The 25824-nt window shown below is 70.0% G+C and carries 23 protein-coding genes and 1 pseudogene; 12 read left to right on the top strand and 12 right to left on the bottom strand.

From position 1 onward, the window contains the following. Nucleotides 1-27: 27 nt before the first annotated feature. Entirely contained in the window at nucleotides 28-801 is a 774-nt protein-coding gene (locus HD596_RS22425) for an SDR family oxidoreductase (RefSeq protein WP_221519461.1), read from the bottom strand. 62 nt (nucleotides 802-863) lie between these two features. On the opposite strand from HD596_RS22425, the gene HD596_RS22420 reads away from it, so the two are divergent. Next, nucleotides 864-1736, top strand: coding sequence for a LysR family transcriptional regulator (locus tag HD596_RS22420; RefSeq protein WP_185071294.1), 873 nt, complete (start codon nucleotides 864-866; stop codon nucleotides 1734-1736). 45 nt (nucleotides 1737-1781) lie between these two features. Next, nucleotides 1782-3257, top strand: a complete 1476-nt coding sequence (locus HD596_RS22415; RefSeq protein ID WP_185071293.1) for a nitrilase-related carbon-nitrogen hydrolase — start codon at nucleotides 1782-1784, stop codon at nucleotides 3255-3257. On the opposite strand, the gene HD596_RS22410 is transcribed toward HD596_RS22415, so the two are convergent. The 5 genes from HD596_RS22410 to HD596_RS22390 all read right to left on the bottom strand — a co-directional run bounded on the left by HD596_RS22410 (nucleotide 3168) and on the right by HD596_RS22390 (nucleotide 9191). Then, nucleotides 3168-4682 carry a glycoside hydrolase family 13 protein gene (locus HD596_RS22410; protein ID WP_185071292.1) on the bottom strand — a complete coding sequence of 505 codons (1515 nt, stop codon included), beginning with the start codon at nucleotides 4680-4682 and terminating at the stop codon, nucleotides 3168-3170. The two genes, HD596_RS22415 and HD596_RS22410, sit on opposite strands and share 90 nt — an antisense overlap. Nucleotides 4683-4686: 4 nt before the next feature. Then, nucleotides 4687-5547: a carbohydrate ABC transporter permease gene (locus HD596_RS61960; RefSeq protein WP_185071291.1), complete on the bottom strand. Its 861-nt coding sequence runs from the start codon at nucleotides 5545-5547 to the stop codon at nucleotides 4687-4689. 185 nt (nucleotides 5548-5732) lie between these two features. After that, nucleotides 5733-6599 carry a carbohydrate ABC transporter permease gene (locus HD596_RS22400; protein WP_185071290.1) on the bottom strand — a complete coding sequence of 289 codons (867 nt, stop codon included), beginning with the start codon at nucleotides 6597-6599 and terminating at the stop codon, nucleotides 5733-5735. A 5-nt stretch (nucleotides 6600-6604) separates the two neighbouring features. Beyond that, complete coding sequence (locus HD596_RS22395) at nucleotides 6605-7960, bottom strand: ABC transporter substrate-binding protein (protein WP_185071289.1); 1356 nt, start codon at nucleotides 7958-7960, stop codon at nucleotides 6605-6607. Between the two features lie 229 nt (nucleotides 7961-8189). Further along, nucleotides 8190-9191, bottom strand: coding sequence for a LacI family DNA-binding transcriptional regulator (locus tag HD596_RS22390; RefSeq protein WP_185071288.1), 1002 nt, complete (start codon nucleotides 9189-9191; stop codon nucleotides 8190-8192). Between the two features lie 228 nt (nucleotides 9192-9419). Between HD596_RS22390 and HD596_RS22385 the strand changes: the two genes are divergently transcribed. Beyond that, nucleotides 9420-12680, top strand: a complete 3261-nt coding sequence (locus HD596_RS22385) for a discoidin domain-containing protein (protein WP_185071287.1) — start codon at nucleotides 9420-9422, stop codon at nucleotides 12678-12680. On the opposite strand, the gene HD596_RS22380 is transcribed toward HD596_RS22385, so the two are convergent. Further along, a complete protein-coding gene (locus tag HD596_RS22380) occupies nucleotides 12677-13549 on the bottom strand; it encodes a sugar kinase (RefSeq protein ID WP_185071286.1) in 873 nt (290 codons plus the stop codon). The two genes, HD596_RS22385 and HD596_RS22380, sit on opposite strands and share 4 nt — an antisense overlap. Nucleotides 13550-13725: 176 nt before the next feature. Between HD596_RS22380 and HD596_RS22375 the strand changes: the two genes are divergently transcribed. From HD596_RS22375 to HD596_RS22360, 4 genes are all read left to right on the top strand, one after another. Continuing rightward, entirely contained in the window at nucleotides 13726-14460 is a 735-nt protein-coding gene (locus HD596_RS22375; RefSeq protein ID WP_185071285.1) for a hypothetical protein, read from the top strand. Nucleotides 14461-14597: 137 nt separating this feature from the next. Next, on the top strand, nucleotides 14598-15302 hold the full coding sequence (locus HD596_RS22370; RefSeq protein ID WP_185071284.1) for a DUF4344 domain-containing metallopeptidase: 705 nt from the start codon (nucleotides 14598-14600) through the stop codon (nucleotides 15300-15302). A 17-nt stretch (nucleotides 15303-15319) separates the two neighbouring features. Continuing rightward, nucleotides 15320-16024 carry a maleylpyruvate isomerase family mycothiol-dependent enzyme gene (locus tag HD596_RS22365; protein ID WP_185071283.1) on the top strand — a complete coding sequence of 235 codons (705 nt, stop codon included), beginning with the start codon at nucleotides 15320-15322 and terminating at the stop codon, nucleotides 16022-16024. Nucleotides 16025-16046: 22 nt separating this feature from the next. After that, nucleotides 16047-16277: a DUF6343 family protein gene (locus HD596_RS22360; protein WP_185071282.1), complete on the top strand. Its 231-nt coding sequence runs from the start codon at nucleotides 16047-16049 to the stop codon at nucleotides 16275-16277. Between the two features lie 3 nt (nucleotides 16278-16280). Here the strand turns inward: HD596_RS22360 and HD596_RS22355 are convergent, their stop codons facing one another. From HD596_RS22355 to HD596_RS22345, 3 genes are all read right to left on the bottom strand, one after another. Then, nucleotides 16281-16517, bottom strand: coding sequence for a DUF3040 domain-containing protein (locus tag HD596_RS22355; RefSeq protein WP_185071281.1), 237 nt, complete (start codon nucleotides 16515-16517; stop codon nucleotides 16281-16283). A 123-nt stretch (nucleotides 16518-16640) separates the two neighbouring features. Continuing rightward, nucleotides 16641-16892 carry a type B 50S ribosomal protein L31 gene (locus HD596_RS22350; RefSeq protein ID WP_185071280.1) on the bottom strand — a complete coding sequence of 84 codons (252 nt, stop codon included), beginning with the start codon at nucleotides 16890-16892 and terminating at the stop codon, nucleotides 16641-16643. 28 nt (nucleotides 16893-16920) lie between these two features. Beyond that, nucleotides 16921-17682: an SDR family NAD(P)-dependent oxidoreductase gene (locus tag HD596_RS22345; protein ID WP_185071279.1), complete on the bottom strand. Its 762-nt coding sequence runs from the start codon at nucleotides 17680-17682 to the stop codon at nucleotides 16921-16923. 128 nt (nucleotides 17683-17810) lie between these two features. On the opposite strand from HD596_RS22345, the gene HD596_RS22340 reads away from it, so the two are divergent. Then, nucleotides 17811-18977, top strand: a complete 1167-nt coding sequence (locus tag HD596_RS22340) for an MFS transporter (RefSeq protein WP_313047567.1) — start codon at nucleotides 17811-17813, stop codon at nucleotides 18975-18977. A gap of 618 nt (nucleotides 18978-19595) precedes the next feature. Next, nucleotides 19596-21407: a DNA helicase RecQ gene (gene recQ, locus HD596_RS22335; RefSeq protein ID WP_185071278.1), complete on the top strand. Its 1812-nt coding sequence runs from the start codon at nucleotides 19596-19598 to the stop codon at nucleotides 21405-21407. Between the two features lie 354 nt (nucleotides 21408-21761). Here the strand turns inward: recQ and HD596_RS66260 are convergent, their stop codons facing one another. Next, on the bottom strand, nucleotides 21762-22649 hold the full coding sequence (locus tag HD596_RS66260; protein ID WP_185071277.1) for a maleylpyruvate isomerase N-terminal domain-containing protein: 888 nt from the start codon (nucleotides 22647-22649) through the stop codon (nucleotides 21762-21764). A 93-nt stretch (nucleotides 22650-22742) separates the two neighbouring features. On the opposite strand from HD596_RS66260, the gene HD596_RS22325 reads away from it, so the two are divergent. The 3 genes and pseudogenes from HD596_RS22325 to HD596_RS22315 all read left to right on the top strand — a co-directional run bounded on the left by HD596_RS22325 (nucleotide 22743) and on the right by HD596_RS22315 (nucleotide 24754). After that, nucleotides 22743-23744 (top strand): CocE/NonD family hydrolase, encoded by a 1002-nt coding sequence (locus HD596_RS22325; RefSeq protein ID WP_221519459.1) that lies wholly within the window; start codon nucleotides 22743-22745, stop codon nucleotides 23742-23744. Then, nucleotides 23729-24196 (top strand): annotated as a pseudogene (locus tag HD596_RS22320) (CocE/NonD family hydrolase); the annotation flags it as partial. The gene HD596_RS22325 and the pseudogene HD596_RS22320, both read left to right, overlap by 16 nt. Nucleotides 24197-24418: 222 nt before the next feature. Beyond that, nucleotides 24419-24754, top strand: coding sequence for a hypothetical protein (locus tag HD596_RS22315; protein ID WP_185071276.1), 336 nt, complete (start codon nucleotides 24419-24421; stop codon nucleotides 24752-24754). On the opposite strand, the gene HD596_RS22310 is transcribed toward HD596_RS22315, so the two are convergent. Next, complete coding sequence (locus tag HD596_RS22310; protein WP_185078642.1) at nucleotides 24747-25550, bottom strand: alpha/beta hydrolase; 804 nt, start codon at nucleotides 25548-25550, stop codon at nucleotides 24747-24749. The two genes, HD596_RS22315 and HD596_RS22310, sit on opposite strands and share 8 nt — an antisense overlap. Nucleotides 25551-25824: the final 274 nt, after the last annotated feature.

Raw genomic sequence — 25824 nt, 5'->3', positions numbered from 1 at the left:
GCTAGACCGCCCCGCTAGACCGCCCCGCTAGACCGCCTCTGCCGGGACCTGCCCCACGCCGCCGCGCGGGCCGAGGAAGTAGCCGCCGGTGACGTCCAGGACGTGCCCGGTGATCCACCGGGCCTCCTCGCTGGCGAGCAGCGCCACGGCGTCCGCGATGTCCTGCGGGCGGCCGATGCGGCCCAGCGCGGTCACCTCGGTGACCGCGCGCTCGGCGGTGCCGTCGTCCGCGCGGAGCCAGGCGTTCATGTCCGTCTCCGTGACGCCCGGGGAGACGGTGTTCACGGTGATGTTCCGGTCGCCGAGCAGGGGCGCCAGGCTGAAGCCCAGCGTGTCCAGGGCGCCCTTGGTCATCGAGTAGACGAGGTCCGGGAGGGCGATGCGGACGACGGCCGAGGAGATGTTGATGATCCGGCCGCCGTCGTTCAGGAGCGGGAGGGCGCGTTCGATGATGAAGTACGGCGCCCGCACGTTCACGGCGAAGACCCGGTCGAACTGCTCCTCGCTCACCGTGCCCAGCACCCCGGCGAGGATGGCGGCGTTGTTGACCAGGATGTCCAGCCGCTCCCCCTGGATGCCCTCGAACAGCGCGTCCACGCCGTCCTCGAAGGCCGCCTTCACCGCGTACGCCTGCCCGCCCGCGCCCTCGATTGCGGCCACCGTCTCCTTGGCCAGGTCGTCGTTGCTGGCGTAGTGGACGATCACCCGGGCCCCGTCGGCGGCCAGGCGCTCGGCGATGGCCCGCCCGATTCCCCGCGAAGCTCCGGTAACCAATGCCGTCTTTCCTGACAAATCTCTCATGCACTCCATCGTGGAGGCCGGTTTCCCTGCCCGTCCAAGACCGGCTGTTATAGCTTTTTGCTATGGATACCCACATTCGGGATCTCAGGTATTTCGTGGCGGTCGCCGAAGAGCTGAGCTTCACGCGGGCGGCGGCCGAGCGGCTCTTCATCTCGCAGCCCTCGCTGAGCAGGCAGATCAGGCAGCTGGAGCTGTCGCTGCGGGCCAAGCTGTTCGAGCGCGACCGCCGTACCGTGGCGTTGACGGCGGCGGGGGCGGCGCTGCTGCCCGAGGCCCGGCGGATCATCGAGCAGTGGGAGGGAGCGCAGCGGGCGGTGGCCGCCGCGCGTGCGGAGCGGACGCTGGTCGTCGGGTTCCAGACGCGGATCGGGCGCGGGCTCGTGCCGTCCATCTCGGGCGCGCTGCCCTGCTGGCGCCTGCGCTTCCGGCAGGTGCCGTGGAGCGACCCCACCGTGGGACTGGGCGACGGCCAGGTCGACGTGGCCGTCGCGTGGCTGCCCATGCCCGGCCACGACTACGACTGGACGGTGGTCAGCACGGAGGAGCGCTGGGTCGCGCTGCCCGCCGCCCATCCGCTGGCCGCCCGCTCCGAGGTCACGCTCGCCGACCTGGCCGGGGAGACGTTCGTGGCGATGCCGGTCTCCGCCGGTCCCATGCGGGACTTCTGGCTGGCCAACGACCAGCGTCCGGCGCCCGCCGTGGTGGGGGCGGAGGCGGAGACGGCCGAGGAGGCGTTGGAGCTGGTCGCGTCCGGGCGGGCCGTGGTGCTGGTCTCGGCCGGGAACGCCGAGCTCTACCGGCGCGACGACGTGGTCAGCCGGCCCGTGGCGGGGCTGCCGCCGAGCAGGCTGGCCGTCGTCTGGCGGCGCGACGACCGGCGGGAGGCCGTGCGGACGCTGGTGAACATGTTCGTCACGTGCATGTGCCCCACCTGATCGGCTTATGTTGACGCCGTATACCTTCCTGTTTACGGTGTAAACATGCTGCTCAGGATCGCCGCGCCGCTCTTATCCGCTGTGCTTTTCTATTTCGGTACGGGTTTCGCGCCGATCCCGGCGCTGACCTGGCTCGCACCGCTGCCGATGCTGCTCCTGGCGCCGCGGGCGAGCGGCCGGGCGACGTTCCTCGCCGCGTTCCTGGCGTTCCTGCTGGGAATGACGAACCAGCTCGAATTCTTCCTGCGCACCCCGTCGGTGCCGCGGCCCATCGGGATCGGCATCATCGTCGGCTGCTCGCTGCTGTTCGGGCTGGCGGTCTGCCTCTTCAGGGCGCTCGCCCGGCGCGGGCTGCTGCTGCTCGCCGCCTGCGCGCCGCCTGCCCTGTGGGTGGGGTCCATGTACCTGACCGTGCTGGCCAACCCGACGGGCATCATCTGGCCCCTCGCCACCTCGGTGGCCGACGTGCCCGCCGTGATCCAGATCGCCTCGGTGACCGGCGCCTGGGGCGTGGAGTACGTGGTGATGCTGGCGCCGGCCACCCTGGCGGCGATGCTGTGGCCGGGGGCGGCCGCGGCGGCGTGGCTGCGTACCGGCGTGGTGGGGGCGGCGGCGTGCCTGCTCGTGCTCGTCTTCGGGGCCGTGCGGCTGGCCGGCGCGGACTCGACCGCCTGGCGGCAGGTGGCGGTGCTGTCGGCCACCCGCTACCAGTGGGCGCCCGACGCGGCGAGCCCCGGCGGAAAGGCACTGGTCCAGGAGTATGTGAAGGAGATCGCCGGGCTGCCCCCGGGCACCGGCACGGTGGTGCTGCCCGAGGGCACGCTGGGCACCGACGAGGCGAGCCTGGGCCCGGCGCTCGCGCCGCTTCGCGAGGTCGCCCGCGATCGGAACGTGGACGTGGTGATCGGGGTCGTCCACACGACCCCGCGGACCAAGTACAACTACTCGGTGGACCTCCCGGCCGACGGATCCGCGCCGGTCTACTACGCGAAGTGGCACTTCGCGCCCGGGGAGCCGTTCCGGCACGGCGACGAGCTCGTCTTCGCGGGCGACCACGTCGGCCTGGCCAACTGCATGGACCTCAACTTCCCCGCGCCGATCCGCGACTACGCCCGCGCCGGGGCGCGCCTGATGGCGGTGCCGGCCGCCGACGAGTTCGGCAACGGGCGGCAGCACAGCCGGATGGGGCTGCTGCGCGGGGTGGAGACCGGGCTCTCGGTGGCCTGGGCGGCGCAGTGGGGCACCCCGACGATCTCGGACCCGTGGGGCCGGGTGCTGGCCGAGCGGGACACCGAGGGCACGCGGAAGCCGTTCGTCATGGCCTTCGCCGACGTGCCCTCGGGCCCCGGGCCCACCGTGTACGCCCGGTTCGGCGACTGGTTCGCGTGGCTGTGCCTCGCGCTGGCCGCCGCCGGGCTGGTCGCGCTCCGGTCAGTCCCTCGCCAGCCAGGCCGTGGTGTCGGAGGGCAGGGCGCCGTCCTCCAGGGCGCCGCTGGCCAGGAGGAGCCGGCCCGCGGGTAGCGGCACCGGGCCGGGGCCCAGGTTGGTGACGCTCGTCAGGCCCGAGTCCCTGGTGAAGGCCAGGACGTCGCCCTCCGCCGGGAGCCAGGTCAGCGTGCCGTCCCCCAGCAGGTCGCGGCGCAGGCCCAGGGCCGTCCGGTAGAGGTTGAGCATCGAGCCCAGGTCCGTACGCTGGGCCTCGGCGGTCAGCTTGCGCCAGCCCTCCGGCTGCGGCAACCACGGCGTGCCCGCGCCGAAGCCGAACGGGGGCTCCTCCCCCGACCACGGCAGCGGCACGCGGCAGCCGTCCCGGCCCGGGTTCGTGCCGCCGGACCTGGCGTACATCGGGTCCTGGCGGAGCTCGTCGGCGAGATCCTCGACCTCGGGCAGGCCCAGCTCCTCGCCCTGGTAGACGTACACGGAGCCGGGGAGCGCCATGGCCAGCAGGGCCGCCGCCCTGGCCCGCCGGTAGCCCAGCTCCAGGTCGGACGGGGTGCCGTGGAGGCGGCCCCCGTGCGCGAACGTGGTGTCGGCCCGGCCGTACCGGGTGACCGGGCGCGTCACGTCGTGGTTCGACAGCACCCACGTCGGCGGGGCGCCGATGGGCGTGTGGGTGGTGAGGGTCAGGTCGATGACCCTGCGCAGCTCGGCCGGGTCCCACGGGCAGGACAGGAAGTCGAAGTTGAAGGCCGTGTGGAGCTCGTCGGGCCGCAGGTAGCGCGCGAAACGCTCCTGGTCGGGGAGCCAGACCTCCCCGATCAGGATGCGCTCGCCGTACTCGTCGGCCACCTCGCGCCACCGGCGGTAGACGTCGTGGACCTCGTCGAGGTCTTCGTACTTCGTGTCCGACTTGATCAGCAGGGCGGCGGAGTCGATGCGCACGCCGTCCACACCGCGGTCGAACCAGAACCGCAGCACGTCCTCGAACTCCTGGTGGACCTCGGGATTGGTCCAGTTGAAGTCCGGCTGCTCCGGGGCGAACAGGTGCAGGTACCACTGGCCGTCGGGGACCTGGGTCCAGGCCGAGCCGCCGAAGATGGACTGCCAGTCGTTCAGCGGCTCGTCGGCGAACCAGAAGCGGTCCCGCGCCGCGGGGTTCTCCAGAGCCTCCTTGAACCAGGCGCTCTGCGTGGAGCTGTGGTTCGGCACCACGTCGATGATGACCTTGATGTCGAGCTCGTGCGCCTCCTCGATGAACCGCTCGGCCTCGGACAGCGTGCCGAAGACCGGCTCGATGTCGCGGTAGTCGGCCACGTCGTAGCCCCCGTCGGCCATCGGCGACGGGTACCACGGGTTCAGCCAGACGGCGTCGATCCCGAGATCCTTCAGGTACGGCAGGCGGGAGCGCAGGCCGGCCAGATCGCCGATCCCGTCACCGTTCCCGTCGGCGAAGCTACGCAGGTAGACCTGGTAGATCGCGGCCCCCCGCCACCACGTTTGCGACATGCGCTTATCCCTTGATGCTTCCGGCGGTGAGCCCCGCCATGATGTGTCGTTGGAAGACGAAGAAGACGATGATCATGGGAATGCTCGCGATGACCAGACCGCCCATGATCTGGTTCTGGGTCACCGCGCCCGCCGTCTGCGACAGGCCCACGCTGATCGTCATCTTCTCGCTGTCGGTCATGACCAGCAGCGGCAGGACGAAGTCCTTGAACGCGGTGACGATCGTGAAGATGGAGACCACGCCCAGGATCGGCCTGGAGACCGGCAGCACGACCGACCAGAGCACCCGCAGCGGGCCCGCGCCGTCGATCTGCGCCGCCTCGATCAGCTCCCGCGGGATCGAGTCGAAGAACCGCTTGAGCAGGAAGATGTTGAAGCCGTTCGCCGCCGCCGGGAACCACAGGCCCCAGGCGTTGTTGAGCAGCCCCAGGTCCACGATCGTGACGTAGAGCGGGATGAGGATGACCATGGGCGGGATCATCAGCGTGGCCAGCATCGCCCCGAGGATCACGTTGCCGAACATCGGCCGCAGCTTCGACAGCGCGTACGCCGCCGTGACGTCCACCGCCATGGAGAACAGCCACGCGCCCAGCGCGTAGTACGCGGTGTTGGCCAGCAGCGTGCCGATGTCGAACAGGTCCCACGCCTCGAAGAACGCCTCCAGCGTCGGGTCGGCCGGGACGAGCGACGGCGGCATCTGGGCGATCTCCTCCGGCGTCTTCATGGCGCCGGTGATCATCCAGTAGAGCGGGAAGACGAAGGCCAGCGTGAAGACCACGACGACGGCGATCAGGACCAGCCAGTAGATCCGCCGGCCCCACCTGCTGTTGAGCTGGTGCGGCGAGACGATCGTGCGGAACTGCACCTGGATCGGCTTGGGTGCTCTCTTCGTACCGCGTCGCCGTCCGGTAGTGGTACGCGCGCTCTGCTTGTCGCCTCCACTCCGTGGAGGCGGCTCGGTCGCCGTGGAGCCGTCGCCTTCCCTCGTCACTCTGGTCGCTTCGCTCCCGCCGCTCCTCAGTCCAGGCGACGGCGCTCCCTCACGGGCGATCATGCTTTGTCCTCACGGGTCGTCCTGAGCTGGAAGGCCGCGAAGACGAGGAGCACGAGCATGAGCAGCATGCCCAGCGCGCCCGCCTGGCCGTAGTTCATCTGCGAGAACGCGAACTGGTACATCAGGTACGCGACGCTCACGGTCGCGTTCTCCGGGCCGCCGCCGGTCAGCATGTACGGCTCGATGAACACCTGCATGGTCGCCACGATCTGCAGCATCAGCATGAGCAGCAGGATCAGCCGGGTCTGCGGGATCGTGACGTGCCTGATCCGCTTGAAGATCCCGGCCCCGTCGAGCTCGGCGGCCTCGTACAGCTCGGGCGGGATGTTCTGCAGCGCCGCCAGGTAGATCAGCGTCGCGCTGCCCATGTTCATCCAGGTCGAGACGAGGACCAGGGAGATCAGGGCGGTCGACGACGAGTCCAGCCAGGCCAGCGGCGGCAGGTGGAAGAAGTCCAGGACCTGGTTGAACAGCCCGGGCCCCGGATCGTAGAACCACCGGAACAGCAGCACCGCCACGATCGGCGGCAGCATGACCGGCAGGTAGACGACGAACCGCAGGTAGGCCCGGGCGTGGCGCAGCTCGTTGAGGACGAGCGCGACGACGAACGGCACGGCGTAGCCGCACAGCAGCGCGAGCAGCGTGAACTCCACGGTGTTCAGCCAGGCCTCGCCGAAGGCCGGGTCCTGGACCGCCGCCTTGAAGTTGTCCAGCCCCACCCAGGTGGGCGGGTTGATCAGGTCGGTCTTCTGGAAGCTCAGAATGAACTCCCTGACCATCGGATACCAGGCGAACACCGCGAAACAGAACAGGGCCGCGCAGAGGAACCCGTAGGCCGTCAGGTTGCGCCTCAAGATTCCCATCGAGGTCAGCCCTTGGCCGCCAGCATGGAGTTCGCCTTGGTCTCGGCGTCCGCCAGGAGCTGGTCGACACTGGCGTCCTTACGGCTCAGCACGCCCGACATGACCACGTCGAGGATGGCGTACAGCTCCTGCGCGTGCACCGGCTCGGCCTTCGGCGGGATCGTCGCGGCGGCCTGCACGTACGGCGCGTAGTTCGTGACCGGCAGCGAGGCGTTCTTCTCGCGGTCGGCCTGGATGGCCTTGCCCGTCGCCGAGTCGCCGTAGACGGCGTTGTCGGGCACGCCGACCGGGTTGCCGATGGCCTTGCCGCGGGCGAAGTCGAAGCGGCCCTTGCCGACGGTGTTGTAGCGGAAGTCGATCCACTCCAGGCCCGCCTTGGCCTCCTCGGGGGTGGCCTTCGGGTTGATCATGAACGCTTCGCCGCCGCTCAGCGACGCCTTGGCCTCGGGGAAGCCGGTGATGCCGTAGTCGGCGACGTTGCCCTTGAACTTGTTGACCACGTCGGTGACCACGTCGGGCGCGCCCAGCATCATGCCGACCTTGCCGCTGCCCATGGCCATCATGAGCGACTCCCAGCCGACCAGGAGCTTGTTGCCCATGCTGTTGTCGACCCAGCGCATGTCGTGCAGGTTCTGCAGCACGGCCTTGCCCTCGGGCGAGTTGAACGCGGCCTTCTTGTTGTCGGGGGTCAGGATGCTGCCGCCGCGGCCGTAGATGGCCTGGGTGAAGTGCCAGCCGCCGGTGTTGCCGCCGGAGTACTCGCCGTAGCCGACGTAGCCGGGGCCGAGCGCGGCGATCTTCTTGGCCGCCTCGCGCACCTCGGCCCACGTCTTGGGCGGGGTGTCAGGGTCGAGGCCGGCCTTGGTGAACAGGGCGCGGTTGTAGACCAGGCCGACGCCGTAGTGGACGTTCGGCACGCCGTACACCTTGCCGTCCTTGGTGACCAGCTCGCGCACGTCGGGGCGCAGGTCGTTCCAGTTCTTGATGGTGCCGGTGTACTGCGTGATGTCGAGCGCCTGGCCCTGGCTGATGACGTCGTCGTAGTTCGTCACCGGGACCACGAAGACGGTCTCCATCTGGCCGCCGGCCAGCTTGGGGCCGAACGTCTTGGGGTCGAAGCAGGGCTGCTGGTCCGTGCTCTTGACCGTCACGCCCGGGTGCGCCTTCATGAACGTGGCCACGTCGTCGTCCCAGGCCTGGCGCTCCTTCGGCGCGGACTTGGCGGGCTGGCAGGCCACCGTGATCGTCACGGCCTTGGCGCCGCCCGCGCCGGCTGACGGGGTGGCGGGGTTGCCGGAGCCGCAGGCTGTGGCTGAGAGGCCGAGCACGGATACGAGCAAGAGCCCAGTGGATCTCCGCATGGTCTGACCCTTCTGATGCGAGGTGCCCACACCATAGGATCGGGGACGGATGTTCGCAATATTTCGACTGGATATTGCAAGATAACGACTGGGTTAAGCCGATGTCGCGACGGCCCTGACCCACCGCCCGGGCTGAGGTCCCTTGGAGAGGAGAGGGAAGGGGCTGGTCTCAGCCCTGGCCCAGCGCACGGGTCGAGGCCCCTTTAAGGGGAGACGGAAGAGGCTGGTCTCAGTCCTGGGCCGCCGCGCGGGCGCGGGCGGTGGAGGCGCGGACCACGAGCTCGGGCTCGAACAGCAGCTCGTCCGCCGGCACCACCGCCTTGTCGATCTGCGCGACCAGCAGGTCCACGGCGGCCCGGCCCATGGCGTCGATCGGCTGGCGGACCGTGGTCAGCGGGGGGTCGGTGCAGTTCATCAGGGCGGAGTCATCGAAGCCGATGACCGAGATGTCCCCCGGCACGGCCAGCCCCGCCCGGCGGGCCGCCCGGACCGTGCCCAGCGCGAGCAGGTCGCTGGCGCAGATCACGCCGGTCACCCCGCGCCTGACCAGCCGGGCGGCGGCCGCGTGCCCGCCCTCCAGCGAGAACATCGTGTGCTCGACCAGCCCGGGATCCCCGCCCTGAGCCTGGAAGGTCTCCAGCTTGCGCCGCGACGGCATGTGGTCCTTCGGCCCGAGCACCATGCCGACCCGCTCGTGGCCGAGCGCGCGCAGGTGGGCCAGGGCCATCTCGGCGGCCACCGCGTCGTCGCACGACACCTGCGGGAAGTCGAGGTGCTGGACGGCCGCGTTCACCAGCACGGTCGGCAGCTTGCGCTCGTGCAGCAGCTCGTAGTGCCCGTGCGCGGCGTCGGCCTGGGCGTAGAACCCGCCGGCGAAGACGACCCCGCTGACCTGCTGCTGGAGCAGCAGGTCCACGTAGTCGGCCTCGGAGACGCCGCCGACCGTGCGGGTGCACAGCACGGAGGTGAACCCCTGCTGGGCCAGCGCGCCGCCGACCACCTCCGCGAAGGCCGGGAAGATCGGGTTCTGCAGCTCGGGGAGCACGAGGCCGACCAGCCGGGCGCGGTCGCCGCGCAGCTGGGTGGGGCGCTCGTAGCCGAGCACGTCGAGAGCGGTCAGCACGGCCTCGCGGGTCGCGTCGGAGACCCCGGGCTTGCCGTTGAGCACGCGGCTCACCGTCGCCTCGCTGACTCCGACTTTCTTGGCCACCTCTGCGAGTCGTCGCGTCATGCGCAAACTATACGGCCTTCAGCGCAAGCGCTTGCAACGGCTTACGTCAGGCTTTGCACCGCCGCGACCGCCGTCTCCCCAGTCCCGCGACGTTCCTGACCAGGGAGGGAAGGCCGCACGCCATGATTCTTGTCAGTCAATGCTTTGCGAAATCTCGTCGAAATATTGCGGTCATCTGTTCGGCATCCTATGGTTCGGCCATCCGTCTTACCCGGAAGGGCCACCCCCATGAGAGCAGTCTTAGCCGCCCTTACGTTAGCCCTCGGATTCCTGGCCGCACCCGCCCACGCGGCGGCCGACACCAACCTCGCGGCGGGCAGGACCGCCACCGCGAGCAGCTCCACCGACGTCTACGCCGCCCCCAACGTGACCGACGGCAACCAGGCCACCTACTGGGAGTCGGCCAACAACGCCTTCCCGCAATGGGTCCAGGTCGACCTCGGCGTCAGCGCGAGCGTCAACAGGCTCGTGCTGAGGCTGCCGTCCGGCTGGCCCAGCCGTACCCAGACGCTGACCGTCCAGGGCAGCACGAACGGCTCCGCCTTCAGCACGATCGCCGCCTCGGCGACGTACACCTTCAACCCGGCCGCGACGATCACCTTCGCCGCCACGACCGCCCGCTACGTCCGGCTGCAGATCACCGCGAACACCGGCTGGCCGGCGGGCCAGCTCTCCGAGTTCGAGGTGTGGGGCAGCGCGCCGGACAACCCGCCGGGCGGCGCCAACCTGGCCCTCGGCAAGGCGATCACCGAGTCCTCGCACACCCACACGTACGTGGCCGCCAACGCCAACGACGACAACCTCCAGACGTACTGGGAGGGCGCGGCCTACCCCAACACGCTGACCGTGCAGCTCGGCGCCAACGCCGACCTGACCTCGATCACGCTCAAGCTCAACCCCGACCCCGCCTGGGCCAGGCGGACCCAGACCATCCAGGTGCTGGGCCGGGAGCAGAGCGCAAGCGCCTTCAGCACCCTGGTCGCGCAGGCCGTCTACACCTTCGACCCGGCCACCGGCAACTCCGTCACCATCCCCGTAACCGGTAAGGCCGCCGACGTCCGGCTGCAGATCACCGCCAACTCGGGCGCGCCGGGCGGGCAGGTGGCCGAGTTCCAGATCTTCGGCACCCCGTCGGCCAATCCGGACCTGACCGTGAGCGGCCTGTCCTCGTCCCCGGCCGCGCCGGTCGAGACCGACGCGGTCACGCTGTCGGCCACGGTCAGGAACGCGGGCACCGCGGCCGCCGCCGCGACATCCGTGAACTTCTACGCGGGCGCCACCAAGGTCGGCAGCGCGAACGTGGGCGCGCTGGCCGCGGGGGCGTCGACCACCGTGTCCGCGAACATCGGCGCCAGGGACGCCGGGACCTACCAGCTGTCCGCCAAGGTGGACGAGGACGGCAAGGTCGTCGAGCTGAACGAGGCCAACAACACCGCCACCGGCACCCTGACCGTGAAGCCGGTCGACACGGCCGACCTGGTCGCCTCCCCCGTCGCCTGGACGCCGGGCAACCCGGCCGCCGGCAACACGGTGACGTTCTCGGTGGCGATCAAGAACCAGGGCACGGTGGCCTCCAGCGGCGGCTCCCACGGCATCACGCTCACCGTCACGAACGCCTCCGGCACCGTCGTCAAGACCCTGACCGGCTCGACCGGCGGCGCCATCGCGGCGGGCGCGACGACGAGCCCGGTGAGCCTGGGCACGTGGACCGCGGCCAACGGCAGGTACACGGTCAGGACGGTGCTCGCCGACGACCCCAACGAGCTGCCCGTCAAGCGCGCCAACAACACCAGCGAGCTGCCGCTGTTCGTGGGCCGCGGCGCGAACATGCCGTACGACACGTACGAGGCCGAGGACGCCGTGATCGGCGGCGGGGCCACGCGCGTGGGCCCGAGCAGGGAGATCGGCACGATCGCCGGCGAGGCGTCCGGGCGGCGCGCGGTGACGCTCAACCAGACCGGCGCGTACGTCGAGTTCACCACCAGGGCGGACACGAACACCCTGGTCACCCGCTTCTCCATGCCCGACGCGGCGGGCGGCGGCGGCCTGAACTCGACCCTGAACGTCTACGTCAACGGCTCGTTCCTCAAGGCCATCAGCCTGACCTCCCGCTACGCCTGGCTCTACGGCGCCGAGGCCAGCCCGAACAACTCCCCCGGCTCGGGACCGCCCAGGCACATTTACGACGAGGCGAACGTGCTCCTCGGCGCCACCGTGCCCAAGGGCAGCACGATCAGGCTGCAGAAGGACGCGGCCAACACCCAGACGTACGCGATCGACTTCGTGGACTTCGAGCAGGCGACCCCGGTCGCGAACCCGGACCCGGCGAAGTACGCCGTACCGACCGGTTTCACCCACCAGGACGTGCAGAACGCGCTCGACAAGGCCCGCATGGACGCCGGCCTGACCGGCGTCTACCTGCCGCAGGGCGACTACCAGACCTCGGGCAAGTTCCAGGTGTACGGCAAGCCGGTCAAGATCGTCGGCGCGGGCCCCTGGTTCACCAGGTTCTACTCCCCCGCCGGGCAGGACAACACCGACGTGGGCTTCCGCACCGAAGCCTCGGCCAACGGCTCGACGTTCGCGAACTTCGCCTACTTCGGCAACTACACCTCGCGCATCGACGGCCCCGGCAAGGTCTTCGACTTCTCGAACGTGGCGAACATGACGATCGACAACGTCTGGGCCGAGCACCAGATCTGCCTCTACTGGGGCACGAACACCGACAACATCACGATCAAGAACTCGCGGATCCGCGACCTGTTCGCCGACGGCCTGAACATGACCAACGGCAGCACCGGCAACCACGTCACCAACGTCGAGGCCAGGGCCACGGGCGACGACAGCTTCGCGCTGTTCTCGGCCACCGACAACAACCCCGGCGAGCAGACCGGCAACGTCTTCGAGAACCTGACCTCGCTGCTCACCTGGCGGGCCGCGGGCGTGGCCGTGTACGGCGGCTACGACAACACGTTCAGGAACATCTACGTCGCGGACACGCTGACCTACCCGGGCGTCACGATCAGCTCGCTGGACTTCGGGATCCCGATGAACGGGTTCGGCGCCAGCCCGCCCACGACGTTCGACAACATCTCGCTGGTCCGGGCCGGCGGGCACTTCTGGGGGCAGCAGACGTTCCCGGCGCTGTGGCTGTTCTCCTCCTCCAAGGTGTTCCAGGGCATCCGCGTCAACAACCTGGACATCGTGGACCCGACGTACAGCGGGATCATGTTCCAGACCGGCTACTCCGGCAGCGCGCCCCTGAACCCGGTCAAGGACACGATCCTCACGAACGTGTCGATCAGCGGCGCGCAGAAGAGCGGCGACGCCTTCGACGCCAAGTCCGGGTTCGGCATCTGGGTGAACGAGATGCCCGAGCCCGGCCAGGGCCCGGCCGTCGGGTCGGCCACGATCAACAACCTGAGGTTCGCGAACAACTACCAGAACATCAGGAACACGACCTCGACCTTCACCCTGACCACCAATTAGAGGTCTGACCTGGTGGGCAGCCCCTGCCAGTCGCTGACGCTGGTCACCGCGGCGGCGCTCAACAGCGCCCCGCGGTGCAGGCGTTCCTGGGGGGTGAGGCCGTCGAGCGCGGCGCTGATGTAACCGGCGGCGAACGCCTCCCCCGCGCCCGCCGTGTCCACGATGGGCACCTGCCAGCCCGGCACGTCGTAGCGCATCCGGTCGGCGCGCACGCTCGCGCCCTTGGCGCCGCGGTCCACCACGACCTCGCGCTCCGGCGTGAGCGCGGGCTTGACCAGGTCGAGCTCGTCCTGGCGGAGGAAGAGCAGGTGGGAGTCGCAGGCCAGCTCGCCCAGCACCTCCTCGGCCTCGCGTACCGACGGCCACAGCTCGGGCACGTAGTCGACGGAGAAGGAGATCATCACCTCGGCGTTCTTCGCGGCGCTCACGGCGGTGCGCACCGCCTCGAGCGCGTCCCGGCCGAGGCCCGCCGTCAGACCGGTCACGTGGAGCATCTTCGACGCCCCGATCCGGTCGATCGGCACGTTGCCCGGAGTGAGCCGCGAGCCCGCCGAGCCCGCGCGGTACTGCGTCACTCTCTGTGCGCGGCCGACGCGGGTCTCCCTGAGGATCAGCCCCGTGCGCAACCCCTCGGACACGCGCATGTCCGAGACGTCCACGCCCTCACCCCTGAGCGCGGTGAGCGCCCTCGCGCCCAGCTCGTCATCGCCCACCTTGCCCAGGTACGCGCTGCGGTGCCCGAGCCTGGCCAGCGCGATCGCCAGGGTGAACTCGGGCCCGCACACGTCCAGCCGGGCTTCGCTCTCGTGGCGAACCCGGCCGCTGGAGACGACCCCCAAGGGCTCGCCGAGCGTGTAGACGTCGGTCATGCGCCAGACTGTAGCCGGTCAAGTACTTTTCCCGCATAAGCCCTGGTTGCCGATGTGATCAAATATTTTCTGTAACTTTAGCCAACCTTTTCCCCTTCTCATGGCTCAAAGTAGTAAAGGGGTCGGCCACCCCGAGCCGGCTCCAAGTCAATACGGGGAGAGGAATCAGCACCCTCATGAGAAAGATCGCACTTGGTATCGTTTCCGCCCTTGTGGGCGGGGCCATGCTGATGTCGGGCGCGAGCACTGCTTCGGCGGCCACCAAGGTGGACACCCAGCTCAAGATCCGCGACATCGACCCTAACCCGGTCGTGGTGGAGCCCGGCTCCGAGACGACCGCGTACTTCGACATCGGGGCCAGCTCCGACGTCAAGAAGGTCGAGCTCAGCGTGGCGCCCGAGGGCGCTCGCACGCTCCGCGCCAAGGACGTCAAGGACCTCGAGGGCTGGCGCTTCGCCGTCGGCTTCACCGAGGGCGACCCGCAGGGCAAGTGGCAGGCCACCGCTGTAGCCTTCGACTCTGCCGGCAAGCAGATCGCGACGGACACGGCGTTCTTCTCGGTCGAGCTCGAGAAGAGCAAGTCCGAGACTCGTATCTCGCGCTTCTCCGCCGACCCGTACAAGGTCCGCAAGGGTCGCACGATCGAGTTCTCCGGCCGTCTCCAGGTGGATGACGACGGCTGGGAGGGCGTCCGCGGCGAGAAGGTGAACGTCTACTTCCGCGCCAACGGCTCCAGCGGCTGGAAGTGGGTCGCCTCCGCCAAGACCAAGTGGGGCGGCAAGTTCTACGCCGAGACCCGCGCCTACAAGAGCGGCACCTTCCGCGCCGTGTTCGACGGCAACGACGAGCTCGACGGCTCCAAGAGCCGCACGGACTCCGTGCGGGTCTACGGCAGCTGGTGGCGTCGTTAATCCATAAGACGGAGGCCCGGTCCCTTCCCAGGGGCCGGGCCTTCCGGCTTTTCGGGGGTCCTCAGGTTTAGGGATCACGCTTTGCGTGCATGGACAGTCGCATTGCGTGGATCTACCGACCCCCGAAGGAGCCTCGTATGCCGCATCCCCTCATCGCCCTCGTCCTGAGCATGACGAGCACGCTGGGGACGGCGCCTTCATCGGACCTGTCCGTACGCTACGAGCAGCCGGGCTCGCCCCGCGCCGAGCAGGCCAGGAAGCTCCTCAAGGACGGCGACGCGCTCAGGACCCGGATCCGGCTGCCCGCGCCGGTCAAGGTCGTCGTCCGTGACTGCGACGCGGCGGAGGCCGCCTGGGACCACGAGGAGCGCCGGATCACCATCTGCTACCAGCTCGTGGACAAGGTGCGCCGCGCGATGGACGGCATCTCCGAGACCGAGGAGACCGACGCCCGTACCGGCTCCGCGCGCATGGACGGCGCGCTGTCCGTGCTCTTCCACCACCAGCTCGGCCACGCCCTGACCACGCTGAACGGCCTGGCCGACAGCGAGGAGCAGGCCGATCAGTTCGCGGCGCTGACGCTCGCGTCCGACGCGCCCAAGCGCGTGGTGGCCGCCGCCGAGGCCCGCCACCTGCTCGCGGACCACTCCGGCATCGACCACCTGTCGGGGCCGCCGGAGTCGGCCACGTTCTCCTGTCTCCTGTACGGCTCGGACCCCGGCAAATACGACCGGATCGCCCAGGGCGGCTGGGTCCCGCCCGAGCGGGTGCCTTCCTGCGCCGGCGAGTACGAACGCGTCAGGTCCGCCCTCGGCTCGATGGCCGTGAAAGCGGGCACGTAGCGGGTAGCGTCGGGAGTATGGCCGACGAGCTGCTCAAAGACTTCAACCCGTTCGACATCTTCGACGCGGAGGCCGCCCGGCTCGACCGGTTCTTCAGCGGGCTCGACGAGGCCGGCTGGCAGCGGCCGTCGCGGTGCGAGGGATGGTCGGTGCGCGACGTGCTGGGCCACCTGGCGGGCGAGGAGCTGTACAACCACGCCTGCCTCGACGGGACCGTGCAGGACCTGCTGACCCGGCTGTCCAAGGCCGGCGTGTCCGGCTACAACGACTTCAACGAGTGGTCGGTGCGGCAGCGGCGCAACCTGCCCGTGGCGGAAGTGCTGGAGGAGTGGCGGGTCCAGAACGGCGAGACGCGCCGCCGCATGCGCGAGCTCGGCCCCGGCGGGCTGATCGACACCATGGCCGGGCCCTACCCGTGCGGCCGGCAGGCCTTCCACTACGACTCCGAGTACGCCACCCACGCCGACGACGTCGGCGCGCCCGTCTCCGACGCCGAGGCCGACGACCGGACGCTGTGGCGGGTGGCGGTGGGGCGGTTCGTGCTGGCCGAGCAGGAGGCCAAGGTGCAGGTGGAGCAGACGGCCGACGAGATCTGGGCCGCCGTGGGAGGGGTCACGGCCTCGCTGTCGTACCCCGAGTTCGTGGAGGCCACGGTGGGGCGGCTGCCCGCCTCGCACGGGATCGACCCGCGCGTGGTCGCGGCCCTGAGGTGCCTCGCCTGACCGTTCGGAGAGGGGATGGACCATGTGGCTGCGTAACCGGGCGGGCACGGAGCCACTGACCGCACGCAGCCCGCTGCGCGCCCGGCGGATCCTGTCCCTGGTCGCGCTGGTGCTGGGGATGGCGGCGGCGGTGGTCTTCGCGGTGCTTGCCGCGAGCACGGGGGCTGAGGTGTGGCGCTGGGAGGCGGCGATCGCCGCCGCGGTGGCCGTCGTGGCGGCCACCGACCTGGCACTACTGCGCCGGCGGCGCTGACTGTCAGGTGGTCAGTACGGCGAGCAGTAGCAGGACGATCACCAGTGCGCCGGCCGTGAAGATCATCCAGACGTGTGCCAGCACCCATCTGCGCAGGCGATCACCGTACGCCCGGGGGAAGTCCCCGTCCGATTCGATCTTGTTGATCGCCGCGACGCGCCTGGCCAGCTCGGGGTCCTCTCGCTCAAGGGCCTGCTCGATCTCAGCGAGAATGCGGCGTTCCTTTCCAGAGAGACTCATCGCCATCACCACTGCTCCGATGCCGGTGACCACCTTTTACCCAGCAGTAGCGCAGGCATGCCCCCTCCGGCGGACCAGCGTGGCTCACCCCGCGGGCACACTCGTGCCCGCGGGGGCCGGCCGTCACTTGCGGCGGTTCGCGTAGCGCTGATTGAAGCGCTCGACGCGGCCGGCGGTGTCGAGGATGCGGCCGCGGCCGGTGTAGAAGGGGTGGCTGGCGGACGAGACGTCCACGTCGACGACCGGGTAGGTCCTGCCGTCCTCCCACTCGACCGTCCTGTCGCTGGTGAGGGTCGAGCGGGTGAGGAAGGCGAACCCGACGCTCGGGTCACGGAAGACGACGGGGCCGTACGCGGGGTGCAGGTTCTTCTTCATGGCCTGCACAACCAAGTGGCAACGGTTTTCATTCCCGCGCTTCCGGATCGAGTCCCAGCACCGTACGGCCCCCGTCCACGGGGATGGTGGCGCCGTTGACGAACGCCGCCTCGTCCGACAGGAGGTGCGCCACGACGGAGGCCACCTCGGCGGGGGTCGCGACCCGGCCGAGGGGATGCAGCCTGGCCAGTTGCTCTTCGACGGCCTGCCGCGCCTGCGGGGTCTGCGACTCCAGGAACGCCTCGTACCGTTCGGTGGCCACCGAGCCCGGGGCCACGGCGTTGACCCTGATCCCGTGCCTGCCGTACTCCACGGCCAGGGCCCTGGTCAGGCCCTCGGTGGCGGCCTTGGCGGTCGAGTAGGGGAGGCTGCCGGGCACCGCCCTGGTGGCCTGGTGGGAGGTGACGTTGACGATGGCGCCGGGCGTACCGGCTGCGAGGAAGTGGCGTACGGCGGTGGCGCAGCCCACCACGGCGAGGTCCAGATTGGCCGCGATCAGCGCTCTGACCTCGGCGATCGGGGACGTGTGGACGGAGGCGTCGCGGAACACCGCGGCGTTGTTGACCCAGCCGCGCAGAATGCCCGCCTCCTGGGCCAGGTCGGCGGCCCAGGCGGCGACCTCCTCGTCGGCCGCGTCGCCGATCAGCGGGATGACTCGGGGGCCGGCCCAGGCGAGGGCGTCGGGGTCGCGTTCGACGGCCACCACGGTGTCCTTCTCGCCGAGGAGCCGTTCGACCACGGCCTTTCCGATGCCACGCCCGCCGCCGGTCACCACATAGGAAAAGGTCATGACTCGACGCTATTCCGTTTTCACGCTGCGCTATTCCTGACTGGGCGAAGTGACATTTATCACCGTATTTCTGACCGGTGAACGGGAACGATCCTGGAGTGATCGACGCCACCGTGCCGAAGTCCCCCATGTGGATGATCGGCGCTCTCTCGATCACGCAAACCGCCGGATATGGCGTGCTTTATTACGCTTTCTCGGTGTTCATCCCGCCAATGTCCCGTGACCTCCACGCCGGGATCGCGCAGCTCACCGGAGCGATCACCCTGGCCGTACTGGTGTCCGGGGTCGCGGCCCCGCTCATCGGCCGCTGGCTCGACCGGCACGGCGGGCGCGGGCTCATGACCCTCGGCTCGGTGCTGGGCGGGCTTGCGGTGCTGGCGTGGTCGCAGGTGCGCTCTGTGGCGCAGTTGTACCTGGTCTGCGGGGTGCTGGGCGTGGCGTCGGCGATGGTGCTGTACGAGGCGGCCTTCGCCGTGATCGTGGCCTGGTTCGACGCGACCCGGCGGGCGCGGGCGTTACTCGCGGTGACCGTCGTGGCAGGCTTCGCGTCCAGCATCTTCCTGCCGCTGACGGGCTTCCTCGTGGACCTGTACGGGTGGCGCCAGGCCCTGGTCATCCTGGCCGCCGGATACGCCCTGACCTCCGTGCCGTTGCACGCCCTGGCCGTACGGAGCCGGTCCGCGCCCCCGCACGTGAACCGGCGCGAGGTCGTCGGGGCGGCCCTGCGCGAACGTCCCTTCTGGCTGCTGGCGGCGGCCTTCCTGACCCAGACCGGCGCGGTGTCGGTCATGGGCGTCCTGCTGGTCACGTACCTGATCGCCCTCGGCCACGCCCCCGTCTTCGCCGCCAGCGTCGCGGGCCTGCTCGGGGTGCTGTCGGTCACCGGCCGGCTCGTCACCACCGGCCTGCAGGGCCGCTGGTCGGTGGCGTTGATCACGGCGGTGATGTTCGGGGTGCAGGGGCTGGCGGCCGTACTGCTGCCGCTGGTCGGGAGGAGCACGGCGGGGGCGGTGGCGGGGGTGGTGCTGTTCGGGCTGGGGTTCGGCGTGGGCACGATCGCCCGCCCGGCGCTGCTGGCCGACCGGTACGGCACGGGAGCGTACGCGTCCCTGAGCGGAGCACTCGCGCTCCCCATCACAGCCGCCAAGGCCGTCGCACCGCTGCTGGCGGCGGGGATCGCGCAGGTCGCGGGGTATCCGGCGGTGATGGGAGCAGTGGCGGCCGCCTGCGCCCTCGGCGCCCTCTCCCTGATCGCCTACCACCGCAACGCCCACCCCACCCCCGCCGCCGCCTAACCCACCACGCGTCCTTCACCCCAGCGCTCTCCCCCGGCCCCTCTCACAGCCTCACCACGCCCAAGCCACACGCACCTCCGCGCCCCACACCAACCCTCACCACGGCCAGATGTGTCCCGCCGTCAAGCCCGGCCATGCCCACCCGCCAACTCAGCGGCCACGCCGCGCCCCATCACCTACCGCGCCACGCCAACCCGCGCCCGCCATCAAGCCCGGCCACGCCCAGCGCGCAGCCATGCCCAACTGGCGACCTCACCCCACGCCACCTCACCACGCCCAGGCCACAGCCAGCGGCCACCCCGTGAACTTCACCAACCCCTCACCATGCCCAAGGCACACCCAGCGGCCATCCCGCGACCCGCCACCAACCCCCTTGAAGGACCCCTCAAGGCCCCTTGAAGGACCGCCGCCTCCTCCCTCGATGAGACCCTTGAGGGCCCCAGCCCTCACCATGGGCCGGATCACGAACGGCGCAGAGCGGAGAGCATAGAACAAGGGCGGCTTACGGACCGATCACCGTCGGGCAAACTGAGGATGCGAAGCCGAGCGCGTTGGAGCCCCCGATCGCCGTCGGCGGAACTCACGAAACGCTCACCCGCGAACACGTAAGGTAGCCACATGGATACCCCCACCGACGTTCTGCACCGCGTATTCGGCTACGACTCGTTCAGGGCGGGGCAGCAGGAGATCATCGAACACGTCGTGGCCGGCGGCGACGCGCTCGTGCTCATGCCCACCGGCGGCGGCAAATCACTCTGCTACCAGATCCCCGCCCTGGTCCGCCGAGGCGTGGGGGTCGTCATCTCACCCCTGATCGCGTTGATGCAGGACCAGGTCGACGCGCTGCGGGCGCTCGGCGTACGCGCGGGGTTCCTCAACTCGACGCAGGACTTCGACGAGCGGCAGCTGGTCGAGTCGGAGTTCCTGGCCGGCGAGCTCGACCTCCTCTACCTCGCCCCCGAGCGCCTGCGCCTGGACGCCACGCTGCGCCTGCTGGCCAAGGGCGAGATCTCGGTGTTCGCCATCGACGAGGCCCACTGTGTGGCGCAGTGGGGTCACGACTTCCGGCCCGACTACCTCGAGCTGTCCACGCTGCACGAGCGCTGGCCCGACGTGCCGCGCATCGCGCTGACCGCCACGGCCACCCCGGCCACGCACGCCGAGATCTCCTCCAGGCTCGGCCTGAGCGAGGCCCGCCACTTCGTCGCCAGCTTCGACCGGCCCAACATCCACTACCGCATCACGCCCAAGAGCGAGCCCAAACGGCAGCTCCTGGAGTTCCTGCGCACCGAGCACCCCGGCGATTCCGGCATCGTCTACTGCCTGTCGCGCTCCTCGGTCGAGAAGATCGCCGAGTTCCTGGTCGACAACGGCATCGCCGCCGTGCCGTACCACGCGGGTCTCGACGCCCGCACCCGCGCCGCCCACCAGTCCCGCTTCCTGCGCGAAGACGGGCTGATCGTGGTGGCCACGATCGCGTTCGGCATGGGCATCGACAAGCCCGACGTACGCTTCGTCGCCCATCTCGACCTGCCCAAGTCGGTCGAGGGCTACTACCAGGAGACCGGGCGCGCGGGCCGTGACGGCCTCCCGGCCACGGTGTGGATGGCGTACGGCCTCCAGGACGTCGTCCAGCACCGGCGGATGGCCATGGAAGGCGACGAGGCCCACCGCCGCCGCCAGGCGGTCCACCTCGACTCCATGCTGGCGCTGTGCGAGACCGTGGGGTGCCGCCGGGTGATGCTGCTCGACTACTTCGGCCAGAAGGGCGCCGAACCATGCGGCAACTGCGACACCTGCCAGAGTCCGCCCGAGTCCTGGGACGGCACCGTCCCCGCCCAGAAGATGCTGTCGACGGTGCTGCGGCTGGCGCGGGAGCGGCGGCAGAAGTTCGGGGTGGGGCAGGTGGTCGACATCCTGCTCGGCAAGAAGACCGCCAAGGTGCTGCAACACGGCCACGAGACCCTCACCGTGTTCGGAGTGGGCGCCGACCTGGGCAACGCGGAGTGGCACGGGGTGGCACGGCAACTGCTGGCGCAGGGCCTGCTGGCCGTCGAGTCCGACTACGGAGCGCTGGTGCTGACGGACGACAGCGCTTCGGTGCTACGAGGACAGCGGGAGGTGCTGCTGCGCCGCGACACCCTACGCCCCACCCGCGCCAAGGTGGCCGCCTCATCGAAAGCCCAGGCGGCGGCCGAGCTCCCCGCCGAAGCAGCCCCACTCTTCGAGCGGCTCCGATCGTGGCGGGGCGCCACCGCGAAGGAGCAGGGCGTGCCCGCGTACGTCATCTTCCACGACGCGACCCTCAGAGAGATCGCCACCACCCGACCGTCCTCACTGTCGGAGCTGAGCAGGATCAACGGGGTCGGAGAAAACAAGCTGGCAAAGTACGGCGAGTCACTCCTGGAAGTCCTCCAGAACGACACCTGAAGCCCCACCCCACCCCTGCCGCCTGATCCCCCCGGCTTCTGCCCCGGCTTCCTGCCCCTGACGCCCGACGCCCGGCCCCGGATGCAACCTCAGGCGTGCGTTCACGTTGGGCAGGAATCGCGAGGCGTGGTGGTGGCGACGGCCGCACGAAGAACGGTCGTCGCCACCACGTTGGTCGGCCGGGTCACGGCGACCAGGTGTCGCCGCCCCGCTGACGACCGGCCGGACGTGTGCTGGGCTCCGTGGTCGGTATCCCCGACGTAGTTCCGGTACAGGGTGATCGTACGGCGTGTGAGCGGGAAATGCTGGATGGGGTGGATTGTTCTGTCTTTGAGGTGGGGATTGTTGAGCTGGTCAGAAGGCTGTTGGCCAATTCGGGTCACGGCCGAGATAGGCCAGCAGGTAGTCCTGGGCTGAGCTGCGCAAGGGCACGGTCCTCGGCTGGGCGAACCTGTGCGGCCGGTCAACGTCCGTGACGAAAAGATGGGCCAGGTCCAGCAGTTCCTCGGCCATGAGGGCCGGGATCGGGTGCTGCTCACCGCACGCTCTGGCCACGTCCCAGCCGTGCACGGCGATCTCGATCGCTCCCGCGGCGGCCACCATGGGGGCGGTCAGGTGACGATCGGCTATGGAGACCATCCCGGGATGGTTCACCGCGCCCACCCACACACCCAGCACCTCTGTGGCACGGTCCCTGAGAAGGAGCGCCGATACGGCTGACCGGTGGATATCGGAGCACGAAGACAGGCCACCCACACCACCGGACGCGAGTGCCGCCGACCTGCAAAGACCTGAGCCGCCGTCCCCTCCATCCGACGCCGATGCGGCCGAACTGCGCGTGCTGGAGCAGGGTGGGGAGCTGGCTGTAGCGCCGGATAAGGGGGCGACTGGCCCGAGGAGGGTGCGGCGGGGAGGGGCGCCGCTGCCGTCGGTCGGTGTGGGGATGGTCTGGCTCTGGGCGATCGGTGTGGGTGGGTTGCGTGGTGATGGGGGTCTTGGGGTGGGGATGGGGATGAAGGGGGTTTGCCTCGGTGGCGGGGGGATGTGGCCGGAGGCGGCGTCGTTCAGGGTTTGGAGTGAGTCGGCCATGTGGTCGAGCAGGTGCTGGAGGTTCCAGCCCGTGCAGGGAGTGGGACGGCACAGGGCGGCCGGGGTGATGACTCGGAGGCTGCCCAGCGCGTAGTCGATCGCCCGTTCCAGCAGCGCAACCCCCGCCGCCAGTGCCTTGTCTTGATCGCACATATCGCCTCCTCTCTCTCATGCAGACCCGCGTACCGGGGAAAAATCATCGGCCCCGCGTACGCTTGAGGGCCGGAGCCGAAGGGGAGATCTGCCATGGGCCTGCTCAGCGGACTGCTCGACCGTGTCCTGGGATTGCCCGAGGCGACGACGCCCGACATCGAGGTCACCCACGACCTGCGCGTTCCGATGCCCGATGGTGTGGTGCTGCTCGCCGACCGCTACCGGCCGCGCGGTGCGGGACCGCTGCCCGTGGTGCTCGTACGGACTCCGTACGGCAAGCACAAGCTCGACGTCAAGGGCACCGGCCGCCTGCTGGCCAGGCGCGGCATGCAGGTCGTGGTGCAGAACGTGCGCGGCACGTTCGGGTCCGGTGGGCGGTTCGCGGCCTTCCACCAGGAGAGGGAGGACGGGCTGGCCACGGCCGCCTGGTTGCGCGAGCAGGCGTGGTGCGACGGACGGCTGGCGACGGCGGGGTCCAGCTACCTGGGATACACGCAGTGGGCGGTCGGGCCGTACCTCGATCCGCCGCTGGAGGCGATGTGCCTGGGGGTTACGGCTAGCGAGTTCACCACGACGTTCTATCCAGGCGGGGTGCTGTCCCTGCACAACCTGCTGACCTGGTCCGCGCTGATCGGCACCCAGGAGGAGGCCTGGTTGGGCGGCTTGCTGCCCAACCCGCGCCGGGCCCGCCGGTTGCGGCGAGCCATGGCGCACGTGCCGATCGGTACGTCCGACCTGGCCGCGATCGGGAAGGCGGTTCCGTTCCTGCGTGAGGTGGCCTCGCATGCCGGGCCGGGAGACGGGTTCTGGAGCGACACCGAGAACGGTGCGGCGGTGGCCAAGATGACCGCTCCGATCAGCATGGTCACCGGCTGGTGGGATCTGTTCCTGCCCGCGCAACTGCGTGACTTCGTGGCGTTGCAAGGGGCCGACGTCGATTTGGGGAGGTTCACCGGGGCGAGGGGGGAGGTTGGTGGTGGCGACGTGGCCCCGGGAGCGACCGACGAGAGCGGTGGCCGGGACGTGGTCACGGTACGTTCACGTACGATCCCGCTCGTCCCACGCGGTCGGTCGGTGGGCCGCTGCTCGACATGAAGGAGGCGAGGCAGCGCGACAACCGGGACATCGAGGCCCGGCCCGACGTGCTCGTCTACACCGGGGCGCCGCTCTCCCGCCATCTCGACCTGGTCGGCCCCGTCTCCGCGACCGTGCGCGTCCGTACCGACACCGGCCATGCCGATCTCTTCGTACGGCTCTGCGACGTCGACGCGGCCGGTGTCTCCCGCAATGTCACGGACGGGATCCTGCGGCTGCCCCCGGGAAGCGAGGGGGTGGTCGCGGCCGAGATCGAGCTGCATCCGACGGGGTACCGGTTCATGCGGGGGCACCGGCTGCGGGTGCAGGTGGCGGGCGGGGCGTTCCCTCGGTTCGCACGTAACCACGGCACTGGTGAGCCGGTGGGGCAGGCCGTGCGGACCCGGCCCACGCGGTTCGAGATCTTCCTGGATGGTTCGTGGCTCATGCTGCCGGTGCTCGGTGCTTCCTAGCCGGAACCTCCTGGTATCGCCGGGAGTACAGGTTGTATGAAGTGGTTGATGATGGTGACGCTGGTGGTGGTCACCGGGTGTTCGGCCGAGGTTCCTGGTGGTGTGGCGGGGTCGGCCGTCCCGAGTTCCCAAGGTGCCGGCTCCGCGAGTCCCGGCCCGGTAAGCCCGAGCGCCGTAAGCCCGAGTCCGACGGCTACCAGGGCTGCGTGTGGCGGGACTTCGGTGTTCTTCACCGGAGGGTTTCCCGAGGTGCGCGGGGTGGGGCAGGGGGCGGAGTTGTGGGGGCTGCTGTTCGCGGCGGGTCCGCCGCTGGCGCGGGGCGAAGAGGTCAAGATCGTGTGGCGGATGACGGGTGAGGGGCCGCTGCGGGTGAAGGCGACGCTTCCTGACGGTACGCCTGCCAAGCTCGCCTGGGGTCCCGAGGAGCACGGTGGGTCGAACTGGCATAAACCCGGCGAGGAGTGGGGCACGGGGTTCGTGTTCCCGAAGCGGGGGTGCTGGAAGATCGAGCTCACCCGTACGCGGGGCTCGGGGTACGTATGGCTGCCAGTCAAATAGCCCGGTCGATGAACGCCGTCACGTCGTCCAGCACTTCGTCCTTGTTGATCTCGTTGAAGACCTCGTGCCTGGCGCCCTCGTAGATCCGTTCGGTCAGGTTCGTACCCTTGATCGCCTCGACCCCCGGACGGCTCCCGTTCAGCGGGACGAGTTCGTCGTCGGCCCCGTGGACCCACAGCGTGGGCAGGGGGCCGAGCCGGCCGCCCTTGGCGATCGTGGCCAGCGTCGTGGCGAACGCCTCCAGCGTGGCGCGCTTGAACGGGCCGTGCCACACCAGCGGGTCGGCGGCGTACGCGGCGCCCACCGAGAGGTCGCGGGAGAGGGTCGCCGGGTCGATCGGGACGTCCGGGGGCTCCTCGTGGGCCAGGAGGATCGGGACGATCGCCCATTCGCCGATCACCGGGCCTGACAGCACGAGCGCCGCCAGGCCGTCGCCGTAGCGCTGGGCGTAGCGGGCCGCGATCATGCCGCCCATCGAGTGGCCGATCACCACGACCGGGACGCCGGGGTGGTCGTCCCTGGCCTGCTCCTCGACGGAGTAGACGTCGGTGACCACGTCCTCGAAGTCCGCGATGTGCACGCGGTCGCCCGCCGACTTGCCGTGGCCCATGTGGTCGAGGCCGTAGACGGCGGCGCCGTGGCGGACGAGCCGGTCCGCCACGTACTCGTAGCGGCCGATGTGCTCGCCGTACCCGTGGATCAGGATGGCCACGTAGCGCGGCCGGCTGTGGGGCCACACGCGGATTGTGTTGAGGCCCGTGGTGCCGGTGAAGGTGTGTTCGCGCGACTCGGCCATGGTCACCGAGCGTACGCCCGTGATCGATTGATCGTCCACCGGGCGCAGGCCGCGCTCCTTCGGCGGAGGGGGCACTCGGGGCGAGGACTGCCGCGACCGGGAGCGGGGGCGCACAGGACGGGGGCTGCTGCGGCCGGAGGCGCGGGCGCTGGGGACCTGGGGGGTGGAGGCGCTGGGGACCTGGGGGTGAGGGCGCTGGGGGCTGAGGGCGCTGGGGGCTGAGGGCGCTGGGGGCTGAGGACGGGGACTGCTGTGATCGGAGGCCGGGGGCGGC

The sequence above is a fragment of the Nonomuraea jabiensis genome, from assembly GCF_014204795.1.
Lineage (GTDB): Bacteria > Actinomycetota > Actinomycetes > Streptosporangiales > Streptosporangiaceae > Nonomuraea > Nonomuraea jabiensis.
Note: the sequence above shows the minus strand (reverse complement) of the source record. Positions and strands in the feature narration are given on the sequence as shown.